The organism is Campylobacter concisus (genome assembly GCF_003049085.1).
Taxonomy (GTDB): domain Bacteria; phylum Campylobacterota; class Campylobacteria; order Campylobacterales; family Campylobacteraceae; genus Campylobacter_A; species Campylobacter_A concisus_H.
Genome location: NZ_PIQX01000006.1, coordinates 13,298 through 25,781 on the forward strand (window position 1 = coordinate 13,298; position 12,484 = coordinate 25,781).

Annotated in this window: 11 protein-coding genes; all 11 read left to right on the forward strand. The window is 27.9% G+C overall.

Going from position 1 to position 12,484, the window contains the following annotated elements:
- Positions 1–37 precede the first annotated feature (37 nt).
- From CVT13_RS07760 to asnB, 11 genes are read left to right on the forward strand one after another with little or no spacing between them, the layout of a single operon-like run.
- A complete protein-coding gene (locus CVT13_RS07760) occupies positions 38–1,753 on the forward strand; it encodes an ABC transporter ATP-binding protein (protein WP_107812160.1) in 1,716 nt (571 codons plus the stop codon).
- Positions 1,746–2,519, forward strand: coding sequence for a methyltransferase domain-containing protein (locus CVT13_RS07765; RefSeq protein ID WP_107812161.1), 774 nt, complete (start codon positions 1,746–1,748; stop codon positions 2,517–2,519). The genes CVT13_RS07760 and CVT13_RS07765 overlap by 8 nt, the downstream gene beginning before the upstream one ends.
- Positions 2,516–3,043 carry an HAD hydrolase family protein gene (locus tag CVT13_RS07770; RefSeq protein WP_107812162.1) on the forward strand — a complete coding sequence of 176 codons (528 nt, stop codon included), beginning with the start codon at positions 2,516–2,518 and terminating at the stop codon, positions 3,041–3,043. The genes CVT13_RS07765 and CVT13_RS07770 overlap by 4 nt, the downstream gene beginning before the upstream one ends.
- On the forward strand, positions 3,040–4,185 hold the full coding sequence (locus tag CVT13_RS07775) for a hypothetical protein (RefSeq protein ID WP_107812163.1): 1,146 nt from the start codon (positions 3,040–3,042) through the stop codon (positions 4,183–4,185). Before CVT13_RS07770 ends, CVT13_RS07775 begins: the two co-directional genes overlap by 4 nt.
- A gap of 12 nt (positions 4,186–4,197) precedes the next feature.
- Complete coding sequence (locus tag CVT13_RS07780; RefSeq protein ID WP_107793367.1) at positions 4,198–4,545, forward strand: cupin; 348 nt, start codon at positions 4,198–4,200, stop codon at positions 4,543–4,545.
- Positions 4,546–4,548: 3 nt separating this feature from the next.
- A complete protein-coding gene (locus tag CVT13_RS07785) occupies positions 4,549–6,126 on the forward strand; it encodes a phosphotransferase (protein ID WP_107812164.1) in 1,578 nt (525 codons plus the stop codon).
- Positions 6,116–7,258 (forward strand): class I SAM-dependent methyltransferase, encoded by a 1,143-nt coding sequence (locus CVT13_RS07790; RefSeq protein ID WP_107812165.1) that lies wholly within the window; start codon positions 6,116–6,118, stop codon positions 7,256–7,258. Before CVT13_RS07785 ends, CVT13_RS07790 begins: the two co-directional genes overlap by 11 nt.
- A gap of 11 nt (positions 7,259–7,269) precedes the next feature.
- The gene (locus CVT13_RS07795; RefSeq protein ID WP_107812166.1) at positions 7,270–8,478 is read left to right on the forward strand and encodes a glycosyltransferase; all 1,209 of its coding nucleotides are present in this window, start codon (positions 7,270–7,272) and stop codon (positions 8,476–8,478) included.
- Positions 8,471–9,532, forward strand: coding sequence for a glycosyltransferase family 4 protein (locus CVT13_RS07800; RefSeq protein WP_107812167.1), 1,062 nt, complete (start codon positions 8,471–8,473; stop codon positions 9,530–9,532). Before CVT13_RS07795 ends, CVT13_RS07800 begins: the two co-directional genes overlap by 8 nt.
- Positions 9,525–10,628: a glycosyltransferase gene (locus CVT13_RS07805; RefSeq protein ID WP_107812168.1), complete on the forward strand. Its 1,104-nt coding sequence runs from the start codon at positions 9,525–9,527 to the stop codon at positions 10,626–10,628. The genes CVT13_RS07800 and CVT13_RS07805 overlap by 8 nt, the downstream gene beginning before the upstream one ends.
- Positions 10,616–12,481, forward strand: coding sequence for an asparagine synthase (glutamine-hydrolyzing) (gene asnB / locus CVT13_RS07810; protein WP_107812169.1), 1,866 nt, complete (start codon positions 10,616–10,618; stop codon positions 12,479–12,481). Before CVT13_RS07805 ends, asnB begins: the two co-directional genes overlap by 13 nt.
- Positions 12,482–12,484: the final 3 nt, after the last annotated feature.

Below are 12,484 nucleotides of genomic sequence, written 5' to 3' on the forward strand. Positions count from 1 at the left end.
AAAAGTTATTTTTCTTGTTGTTAAAAAAGAAGTTTATATGCATGATATAAAGAGACTTATTTGTATTATTCCAAATAATTACAAAATTATTTTTTTTATTTTATTAGCTATGAGTATCTTTTTATCTGTTGCTGAAGTTGTAGGTGTCTCCATTGTTATGCCGTTTATTACGCTTGCCTCAAATCCTGAGCAAATATTTAATAATGTTTATTCTAAAGCTATTTTTGATTATTTTTCTTTTAAAAGTTCAGTGACTTTTATAATTTATTTCGGATTTGTATTGGTAGCTTTTTATATTTGTAGAATAGTTTATACTATTCTATATAACTATTTCTTAAATAAATTTACGTTCAATCTATTTAATTATTATACTAATGCACTTTTTGCAAGTTATATAAAATTACCATATGCTGAATTCACTAAAAAAAATACATCCAATCTTATGCGTATAATAACAAATGAAACTATAAATTTATCCATTTATATCCAAAATCTTTTAATGATATTTGTTGAAATTTTTACTATTTTATTACTATACATTGTATTATTAACTATTGACTGGAAAATGACTATTATCTTAACAGCATTTATCGTTTTTATGGTATCTGTTTTAATATTTTTTTTAAGAAATAAAATAAAAACAGAAGGAGCTAAAAGAGCATCAATTCAATCAGATTTTTTTAAAATAGTAGATGAAATGTTTGGAAATTTTAAATTATTAAAATTCATTAAAAATAACGCAAAAGTTAGTGAAAATTTTTATAAAACTTCACTTATGTTTTCTGAAGTCAATATCTTAAATAATGTATTAAGTAATTTACCAAAAATACTACTTGAAAATATTGGCTTTACGATTCTTGTGGTTATTGTAATGTATGTATTATTTAAATACGATGATCCTAACTTTGTGTTACCAATTATCTCAGTGTATGCATTAGCTCTATATAGAATATTACCTGGAGTAAATAGAATATTAGGCAGTTATAATACTATTTTATTTTTATCAAAATCACTAGAATCTATACACAACGAGCTAAGTATAAAATATGTAATTGAAGGAGGAGACCGTATAGAGTTTAAAAAAAATATAGTTTTAGATAATGTTACTTTTGAATATACAAATGGTAAACCAATATTAAATAATATAAATTTAACCATACATAAGTACGATAGAATCGCTTTTGTAGGTAGGAGCGGTGGGGGCAAAACAACTCTAGTTGATTTAATTATTGGACTTTATATGCCAGTTGAAGGTAGTATTTTATTAGATGGCATAAAATTAAGCAGTAATAATATTCAGCATTATCGTTCAAAAATAGGATATATACCACAATCAGTTTATCTATTTGATGGTACTGTTGGAGAAAATGTTTCTTTTGGTTATAAATATGATAAAAAAAAGATTATAGACTGTTTAAAAAAAGCTAATATATATGATTTTCTAGCTACTAAAGATGGTATAAACACTATGGTTGGAAATGGTGGTATACAAATTAGCGGTGGTCAAAAACAGCGCATAGGCATTGCTAGAGCATTATACAATGATCCTGATATACTAGTACTTGATGAAGCAACTTCTGCACTCGATGAAAATACGGAAGAAAAAATTATGGATGAAATTTATAGAATAAGTAAAGAAAAAACTCTTTTAATTATAACTCATAGGTTAACTACTGTTTCTAGATGTAATAAAATATATAAAGTGAACAATGGTGATGTAAAATTATTAAAGGATGGTTCTTTAAATGAATAAGGATAAAGCAGGTTTGGGCTATTGGGCTAAAAATTGGAACCAATACTTAGAGATATCAAAAATTGATATTAATTATTATACAAATAGGTTATTACATAAAATTTTTACGAAATATTTAAACTATAATAAAGAAAAAGATATATGCGAAATAGGGTGTGCTTTTTCGCCATATTTGTTGTATTTTCACGATCATTTTGGTTATAGGATTAATGGATTTGATTACGAAGGGATTTCTGTTAAAAAAACAAAAGAAATATACGATAATATGGGTTATTGCTCTAACATATACCACCACGATTTCTTTGATATAAAAAAATGTAGAAAATATGATATTTTGACATCCTTTGGCGTATTTGAACATTTTGAAGATTTAAATAGTACCATAAATTTAAGTAAGTATTATTTAAAGGACAATGGGACTATAGTTACTGTTATTCCTAATATGTGCGGGTTTTTTGGTTTTTTGCAAAGAATTTTTGATAAGAGAATTTATGACATACATATTCCGTATGATAAAAATGATATTTTATTAGCACATGAAACAAATGGCTATAAAACATTATTTTGTGATTACGCTGGGATTTATCAATTTGGTGTTGTAAATATATCAAATATCAAATACAATAAAATAATAAAAAAATTTTTTTCTTTACCTGGGAAACCTCTATATTATTTTTTAAATTTATTTAATATTAATATGAATTATAAAATCAACTCTCCATATATTATATATATTGGAAAAGCAAAAGAAAAGGTGTTGGAATGAAAGTAAAACCAAAAATATTTATTTTAGATGTTGACGGCGTTATGACAGATGGTAAATTTTATTATAGTGCTGATGGTAAGATTATGAAAATTTTTGGATCAGATGACCATGATGCTCTTTCTTTGTTAAAGCCACATATGTCTATACATTTTGTAACTGGCGATCATAGAGGATTTGAAATAACAAAGGCTCGAATCGTAGACGATATGAAAATGCCACTCGATTTAGTTAGCACTATAAAAAGAATAGATTGGATTAAAGAAAGATGGAATCCAAACGAAGTTATATATATGGGAGATGGTATTTTTGATCACTATGTTTTTAAGAATGTAATGTATTCAATTGCACCAGCCAACTCTAGCAGTATAGCAAAATCGTATGCGAGTTATGTAACAAAAACAAGTGGAGGTGAACGGGCAGTCTCTGAAGCATCTTTGCATATCTTGGAGAAATTTTTTGTGCCGTATAATCCTGATGTTTTGCCAGATAAACAAATTAAATTTAGCGGAGAATGGACGATATGATAAGAGAATTTATAAAAGCAAAAAAAGCAACAATGCTTTGTAGTGGACCTATGAGTAAAAATTGTATTGATGCTGCCATTGAATTATCTAATGAACTACGTATTCCACAAATATTAATAGCAAGTAGAAGACAAATTGACTCTTCTGAATTTGGTGGAGGTTATGTAGAAAATTTTGACACACATAGTTTTGCAAATTATGTAAGATCAAAAAAATCAGATAATATTTTTATCGCAAGAGATCACGGTGGTCCTTGGCAAAGCTTAGTGGAACAAAATAGTAATCTAAATATTAATGATTCTATGAGATCAGCAAAAAAATCTTTTGAAACAGATATATTGTCTGGATTTGATTTTATTCATATTGACCCAAGCATACCTATACAAAACGAAAATTTAACGATAGAACAAATATTAAGTCGACTTTTTGAGCTATATGGTTATACATATGAGTTTGCTAAACAAAATAATAGAAATATAGAATTTGAACTTGGTACGGAAGAACAAAATGGATATGCTCAAGATCTAGAAAAATTTGAGTATTTTTTAAATGAAGTTCAAAAATTTTGTATTAAAAATAAAGTAACAAAACCAACATTTGTTGTAGCCCAGACTGGTACTAAGGTTATGGAGATGCAAAATATAGGTATTTTTGGATCAAACCTTAATGAAAGTAAAAAAATATCTTTAAATATTTTGTTTAAAACACTTGAAATATGCAATAAGTTTGATGTTTTGCTAAAAGAACATAATACCGATTATTTATCAGATGAAGCACTAGCCTTAAGGCCAATTATAGGAATACATGCTTCAAATGTAGCTCCAGAATTTGGTGTTATTGAAACAAAAGCGTTGTTATATATATTGAGAATGTTTGGATATGATGAGGAATTTAATCTTTTTATACAAACGGCATTGAGTTCAAATAAATGGAAAAAATGGATGTTAAAAAATAGTAAAGCAACAGATATAGATAAAGCAATTATTTGTGGACACTATATCTTTGCAAATGAAAGTATAAAAAATATGAGAGATAAGGTTTCTAGAGAATTGATTGTAAAGAATATAGATTTAGATAATTATCTAAAAAGAATAATAAAGCAGGCAATGACAAGATACATTAGATTATTTAAGATGATTTAAAAGGATATTAAAATGGAAATTATTGTTATAGAAAAGCCATGGGGAAAAGAGGAACTTTTAGAAAAAAACGAGCGGTACATGTTTAAAAGACTTACTATGTATAAAGGTCATGCTTGTAGCCTTCAGTATCATGAAATCAAGGTAGAAACAGTTTATTTATTAAGTGGAATTTTAAAAGTATATTTGGGAGATAATGAGCATGAACTAAGTCAAATCATAATGAACCCAAATGATGTAATTACACTAAAGCCATTTAAAATTCATAGGATGGAAGCTATTGAAGATTGTATTTATTTGGAGGCTTCAACACCAGAACTCGAAGATGTTATAAGATTACAAGATAGGTATAAGAGAGCATAAGTCATGAAATATAAAGTCCTTATTGCTTCGGCTGGTCTTGGCAATCGTTTAAAAGGCATGACTAAAAATGTAAATAAAGCATTGATATCAGTTGCACACAAACCAGCTATTTCATATATCATTGATAAATTTGACAAAGATATAGAATTTGTAATCCCTGTTGGATATAAGGCACAAACAGTAAAAGATTGCTTGAAATTAGCGTATCCTGATAGAAAATTTACATTTGTTGATATTGATTTATATCAAGGAGACGGATCCGGGCTCGGTTATACTATCATGAAGTGCCAAGACAAGCTTCAGTGTCCATTTATATTTACTTCAAACGATACTATTGTCTTAGAAAATATAAAGCCACCCATTCATAATTGGATGGGACAGGCAGATACAGATGATAATTCGCAGTATAGAACAATCGTAAGCAAAAACAGCCATGTTATAGAAATTTGCCCAAAAGGTTCAAAGAGTGGTAAGGCATATATTGGATTGGCTGGCATATTTAATTATAAAGAGTTTTGGGACGCTATGAATGATGGCGTCAATCAAGGTTCTATAGAAATAGGAGAAAGTTTTGGCCTAAGGTCGCTTATAGACTTTGGCATAGAGCCTATCGATTTTACATGGTTCGACACCGGAAATATAGAGCAACTTGAAAAAACAAGAGAGTATTTTGCAAAAAATATAGATGCAAATATCCTGGAAAAAGAAGAAGAAGCCATTTGGTTTGTTGATACGCGTGTAATCAAATTTTCTATTGATAAAAATTTTATACAAGATAGAGTTTATAGGGCTAAATCGCTCGGAAATTTTATTCCTAAGATAGAAAACTCGACCGAAAATATGTATGCATATAAAAAAGTAAATGGTGATGTTTTTTCAAAAAACCCAACTATTTCTACATTTAAATACTTTTTAGATTGGATGGATGGATTTTGGATTAAAAAGGATTTAAATTTACAAGAACAAGTAAAATTTAAAAGCATATGTATGGATTTTTATAAAGAAAAAACTTACAAGAGAGTAAAACAATATTTTACAAATTTTGAGCAGATTGATAGTGAAGAATTTATTAATGAAAATAAAGCACCTAAAATTTTTGATTTACTAGATAAAGTAAATTGGCAAGAGTTATCCAATGGCTTACCGGTTAGGTTTCATGGTGACTTACATTTTGAAAATATTTTAATAAATGATGATGAAAAGGCACCATTTACACTATTGGACTGGAGGCAGAATTTTGGTGGATGCATGGAATATGGAGACATTTATTATGATTTTGGAAAGCTAAATCACGGCATAATAATGTCTCATGAGATAGTTGACAAAAAGTTATTTAATGTTAGTCGTAAATTAAACAATGTTCATTATGATTTTTTAAGAAAGCAAAGTTTGGTTGATTGTGAGCAATATTTTAAAGAATGGATAGAAAATAAAGGATATGATTATACTAAAGTTAGGTTGATGACGGCTATTATTTACTTAAATATAGCAGCTTTGCATCATTATCCTTATAGTTTGCTTTTGTTCTATCTTGGTAAAAATATGTTAAATGAAATTCTAAAGGATAAAGATGAAAACTGAAAAAAGGATGAAATGTGAAATAACTGGTTCCAGTGATATGGAACACCTTTATACGTTTAAAAACTTCCCAGTGTTCATGGGTTGTACCAATCAAGACAAAAAAGATGACATTTTGCACGATATGAGCTGGAGTATATCAAAGAGTAGTGGTATCATACAACTTGATGAACTTCTACCTCTTGATATTCTTTATCCAGAAGCTCATGGTGCTGGTATTATAGGCGATTTGTGGCTGAAACATCATTTGCAATTTGCAAAATTTATATCAAATTACTCTCCTAAAAGTGTGATTGAAATAGGTGGTGGCTCTGGGATATTATCCAAGGAGTACCAAAAAAATAATGATATTGATTGGACCATTGTAGAGCCAAATCCAACTCCAATTGATGGCGTTAAGGCCAAATTTGTAAAATGTTTTTTTGATGAAAAATTTAAATTTAATCATGAATATGATGCGATACTTCATTCTCATGTATTTGAGCATATTTATCATCCAAATATTTTTGTAAAACATATTGCTAACTTCATGAAAGAAGGAAAAAGATTAATATTTAGTGTGCCAAACATGCAAGCGTGGCTAGAAAGAAAGTATACAAATTGTATAAATTTTGAACATACTATTTTTCTTTCAGAGCCTTATATAGAATATCTTCTTAACAGTAATGGTTTTATTTTGGAGAAAAAAGAATACTTTTTGGATGACCACAGTATATTTTATAGTTTTATAAAAAGTAAAAAATCAGCAAGTCAAATTACCAAGCTTGACAAAAATTTATATAAGAAAAACAAGGATCTTTATTTGGAATATTTGTGTTACTATAAAAAACTAGTAACCAAGATAAATAAGCAAATAGAAAGTAGCAATAAAGATATATTTTTATTTGGAGCCCATATTTTCACGCAATATCTTATTTCTTTTGGTCTTGATGTAAATAAAATAAAACTTATATTAGATAATAATCCAGATAAGCAAGGAAAGAGACTTTACGGAACAGATCTTTTTGTTGCCTCACCAAAAATCTTAAAAGATAATAACAATTCTTCAGTGATATTACAGGCAGGAGTTTATAATAAAGAAATCAAAGATGATATTTTAAACAACATTAATAAGAATATTGAGTTTTTGGAGTAGTTTTAAAATAGATGAAAAAAATTATATTTTATAACCCATATATAGAGCAGTGGTATGGTAAAAATGTTTTTAATTTTGTAACAAGAAGACAGCATATGCATAAATATTGGTATATTCTAGAAAACATAATAAAAAAATACTACAGTAATGTTTATATATATCTTGATCTTAAAGAAAATTCCTTTTATAGAACCTTTTTTAAAAGTCCTTTTATTTGTAAAATATTTGCATTATTTGAATTTTTGTTTTGGTGTGTTTTAAATAAAGTAAATTTTTTTAAATTAAATATAATTTTTAATATAGATGGTGTAGAACGTGAAGATGCTTTGGTAGCGTTTGCCTTTAAAAATATAAAAGATGATTTTAAAATGGTGCAATTTTCTAAAGCTAAATGTAAGAAATTTTTTTTTCTAAACCATTATCATATTTATACTAGTAAGATTTCTGATAACCTTAAAAAGGTTGGTGTTTATAGATTTTTGGCTGAAAGCGATTTAGCTAAAAATAGTGAATATTTTAAACATTACTTTCAATGGTATAAAAATAGTGTTCTGCTATTGCCATATGTTTATAATAAAAGATTTATGTTACTTAATGATTTTAATATGCGAGAAAATTTATGTTTGGCAACAGGAAGTCTATTTTATTTTAAAAGAACTGAAGATATTATTGACTGTATAGATTTTTACAATACCGATACTCTCCATCCAATGAGAAAAGAAATTTATGAAAAGCAAGATGAACTCAAGGATGTGATTTTTTCTAGGATATCTGACCTTACTAGTGAAATTCAATCAAAAGAGGTTTTAGGAAAAAGTATTATAAAAGATTTTTTTGCAAAAATTTACAACCTATTTTATGTAAAACAAAAAGAATATTATAAGTTTGATATGGTTAATGAATATAATAAATATAAAATGTTTATAGTGCCAGAAGAGATTACTGGATTGCCAGCTATAGGCTTTGTTGAAGGAATGGCATGCGGTGCAGCTTTTATCGGTTTAAGTAGTCCTATCTATAAGGATATGGGGCTTATAGAAAATTTTCATTACATATCTTATGATGGTAGTTTAAAAGATTTGGTAAAAAAAATAAGATATTTTCAGTTACATAATGATGAGCTTCAAAGAATTGCTAAAAATGGTTATGAATTTGTGATTAATAATTTTAATGGAGAAAAAATTGCACAGCAATTTTTAAATTATTTAAATAATGTATAAAATAGCATTTATAATTTTCTCTTTAGCTTCTGGAGGAGCTGAGAGAGTCTTAACAATATTGGCGAATGAACTTATAAGAAAATATAAAATATATATAATTACTTTTTCAAGTGATGATCCTTTTTATAGTCTAGACAGCAGGATAGAACATATAAAATTAGGTATAGACAAAGAATCAAAAAACATATTTCAATCTATTAAGAATTCTTTGGCACGTTTGACCCTATTAAAAAGAACATTAAAAGACATCAATGCTAATACTAATATAAGTTTTATGACTCACACAAATATTTTGAGCATAGTTGTATCAAAACTAAATAGGCAACATATTATTATTTCTGAGCGTGCAGCATATGATTTTTATAATTCATTAGCCTTAAATATTTTACGAAGAATAACCTATACATTTTGTGATATGCTAGTTTTACAAACATTGTCTGATCGAAATAACTATAAATTTATAACCAATAGTATTGTTATTTATAATCCTGTTAGTAAAATCCAAAATGCAAAAATGAATAAAAAAAATATAATTTTAGGTGTAGGGAGGTTGGAAAACAAAAAGGGATTTTATAATTTGGTCTTAGCCTTTGAGAAACTAAAATTAGATGATTGGCAACTACATATTGCAGGGGATGGTCCACAAAGAATTGAGTTGGAGAATTTAATAAAAAAACTAAGATTAGATAATGTTAAATTACTTGGCAATAAAAAAGATATATTTAGTCAATATGCAGTAGCTTCTATTTTTGTACTATGTTCTGAAAGAGAAGGATTTCCAAATGTACTTTTAGAGGCAATGTCTTGTGGCTGCGCTGCTGTGAGCTTTAATTGCAATTATGGACCTGGAGAAATTATAGAAAATAGAAAAAATGGAATTTTAGTAGAAGATCAAAATTTTGAAGAATTGGCCAATGAAATTAGGGCGTTAACAATGGATAATGATATGAGAAAAAAAATAGCTAGTGAAGCTGTTGGGGTAAAAGAAAAATTTTCTTTAGAGAAAATAGTAAAACAATGGGATAGCGTAATCCAAAAGGTTCTTGATGATTAGCCTTGTTTTAGCAATACGTTCATTAAATATTGGGGGCGCAGAAAGACAATTTATAGAGCTTTTAAAAAATATTGATAAAAGTAAATTTAAAGTATCTGTTTGTACTATGTATGGTGGTTGTCAGGAAGTAGATATTATGGGTATAGGGAATATAGAATATTATAACCTTAAAAAGAAGGGTCCATATGATATTCTAGGGTTTTATTTGACTTACAAAAAGCTTTTACACGGTATAAAACCAGATGTCGTTTATAGTTTTATGCCTGAGATGAACCTTTTTTCCCTATGGTGCAAGCCTAAAAAAACAAAAATTATTTGGGGTTTTCGTGCTTCAAATATAGATTTAGATAAATATAATAATATTGCTAAGCTTGTTTTTTTATTGCAAAAAATATTTTCAAATAAAGCAAACCTTATTATTGCGAATTCATATAGTTCTATAGAATTTCATAAAAGTGTTGGATATTTTATGGATAGATCCGTTGTTATTCCAAACGGAATAGATGTCAATAAATTTACGCCAAATAAAAAAGAAAATAATAATTTTAGAGAGAAGTACGGCATTGATCAAAGAGACATTGTTATAGGCATAGTTGCAAGACTAGATCCTATGAAAGGGTATATAGTGCTCTCAAAAGCTGCAAAAGAAATACTTGAAAAATATAAAAATATAGTATTTTTTTCGGTAGGACGTGGCGATGAAAATATTAAAATAGAATGCCAAAAGGTGCTAGAATATAATAATAGGTTTATTTGGCTTGGACAGCAATATGATGTCGAAAGACTGTATGCCGGTTTTGATATCGTTGTTTCTTCTTCCAGTAGTGAAAGTTTTAGTAACTCAATAGCAGAAGCCATGAGCTCTGGGTGTATGGTTGTAGTTACTGATGTTGGTGATAGCAGAAGGATTGTGGGGGATATTGGAGTGGTTGTTGAGCCAAATAATGTTGATGCGCTACTTTGTGGAATAGATAGGGCATTGCAAAGCAATTATAAATATATTGGTCGTATGTGTAGAGATCGAATACTAAATAATTTTTCTATAAAGAATATGATAGAAAGTACCCAAATGGAAATAATAAAATGTGTGGAATAGTTGGATTTAATAGTAAAAATAGTGCAAAAATAGATGCCATGTTAGATAGTATAAAACATAGGGGTCCTGATGGAGTTGGCAAATTTGAAAGCGATTTATTTTCTATGGGCCATGTTAGATTGTCGATATTAGATCTTAGCAAAAATGGTGATCAACCAATGTATTTTGAAAATATTGTTATGGTCTATAATGGTGAGATTTATAATTTTAAGGAGATACGCAAAGAGCTTATAAACTATGGATATCATTTTGTATCAAACACCGATAGTGAGGTTGTTCTAAAAGCTTATCATAAATGGGGTATAAAAGCTATTAATAAATTTATAGGCATGTTTGCTATTGCATTTTATGATAAAAGTAACCAAATTCTAACAATAATAAGAGATAGAACTGGAATTAAACCATTATATTACTTTTTTAATGGTGATGATTTTATTTTTGCTAGTGAATTAAGACCGATAATGAAATTTCAAAATAATTTAGATATATCAAACGATGCACTAAGTGAGTTTTTTCGCTATGGATATATTTCATCAAACCTGTCTATTTTTAAGGACTGTTATAAATTACCAGCTGGATATTTTGGAGTATTTGATTTAAATCAAAAAAGTTTTAAATTAGAACAGTATTGGTCTGTTTTACCTTTTTTTGACATGCCTAAGTTTGATGTGAGCGAAGAGAAGCTCATAGATAATTTAGAAGAAGTTCTTGTTAATGCTTTTACCTGCACAACTGTATCCGATGTTCCTATAGGTATTTTTTTGAGCGGTGGCATAGATAGTAGTATTGTAACTGCAATACTACAAAAGCATTGTGGTAATGTTAATACTTTTACTATAGGTTTTAATAATGAAAAATATAATGAAGCAGAATATGCGAAGAACATAGCTAGATTTTTGAAAACAAATCATCATGAGGAATATCTAGATATTTCACAGGCAAAATCTATATTAAAGAAATTCCCGGATATCTACGATGAACCTTTTGCTGATAGTAGTGGAATACCAACTGTTTTGGTTAGCGAGTTTGCAAAAAAAAATGGTATAAAAGTAGTTTTAAGTGCCGATGGTGGTGATGAAATATTCTGTGGATATGAACGATATTGGAATATACATAAAATTGGAAAAGAAATGTTTAAGGTCCCAAAAATATTACGTAAATATATATCCCGTACTATGACTTTCTCAAAAGGATATGTTTTGCCATTATTGTCTCTTTCTGAAAATTTAAGGCATAAGTATTATCAGTTAAAAGAAATATTGAATTGTAATGAATGGTTAAATTTTTATGAGCTTATGGTTCAAAGTAATAAAAACTATGAAATAGAAGAGCTTTTTAAGAAACGAACATTTATTGAAAAAAGCATTATATCTTTAAATAGCTCAAATGAACATGCTATGCAAGATATGATGTTATGGGATTTTAATAGATATATGCCAGATGATATACTAACAAAAGTTGATAGAGCTACAATGAGTGTAGGAATAGAGGGGCGAGAACCTATGCTTGATCATCGAATAATAGAATTTATGGCTAGGGTTCCATTTGAATTAAAATATAAAAATAAAACAAGTAAATATATTTTACGTAAGGTTCTAGAAAGATATGTACCAAGCGAAATGTTTAGTAGACCAAAGATGGGATTTGGAATCCCTATGTTGGAGTGGTTTAGCGGCGATTTATCGTATTTATTCAATGAGTTTTTAAGAAAAGATAGAATACAACATAATTTATTAAATGAGTGTTGTATAGCTAATGAGCTTAAAAAATTAAAAAATGGCAAACAGCGAAACATAAATAAACTATGGTTTATTTTAGCATTTCAAATGTGGTATTTTAAATATATAAAATAACTT

Coding starts and splice junctions, on each gene's coding strand:
- CVT13_RS07760 (WP_107812160.1), top strand. CDS start 38: ATGCATGATATAAAGAGACTTATTTGTATTATTCCAAATAATTACAAA.
- CVT13_RS07765 (WP_107812161.1), top strand. CDS start 1,746: ATGAATAAGGATAAAGCAGGTTTGGGCTATTGGGCTAAAAATTGGAAC.
- CVT13_RS07770 (WP_107812162.1), top strand. CDS start 2,516: ATGAAAGTAAAACCAAAAATATTTATTTTAGATGTTGACGGCGTTATG.
- CVT13_RS07775 (WP_107812163.1), top strand. CDS start 3,040: ATGATAAGAGAATTTATAAAAGCAAAAAAAGCAACAATGCTTTGTAGT.
- CVT13_RS07780 (WP_107793367.1), top strand. CDS start 4,198: ATGGAAATTATTGTTATAGAAAAGCCATGGGGAAAAGAGGAACTTTTA.
- CVT13_RS07785 (WP_107812164.1), top strand. CDS start 4,549: ATGAAATATAAAGTCCTTATTGCTTCGGCTGGTCTTGGCAATCGTTTA.
- CVT13_RS07790 (WP_107812165.1), top strand. CDS start 6,116: ATGAAAACTGAAAAAAGGATGAAATGTGAAATAACTGGTTCCAGTGAT.
- CVT13_RS07795 (WP_107812166.1), top strand. CDS start 7,270: ATGAAAAAAATTATATTTTATAACCCATATATAGAGCAGTGGTATGGT.
- CVT13_RS07800 (WP_107812167.1), top strand. CDS start 8,471: ATGTATAAAATAGCATTTATAATTTTCTCTTTAGCTTCTGGAGGAGCT.
- CVT13_RS07805 (WP_107812168.1), top strand. CDS start 9,525: ATGATTAGCCTTGTTTTAGCAATACGTTCATTAAATATTGGGGGCGCA.
- asnB (WP_107812169.1), top strand. CDS start 10,616: ATGTGTGGAATAGTTGGATTTAATAGTAAAAATAGTGCAAAAATAGAT.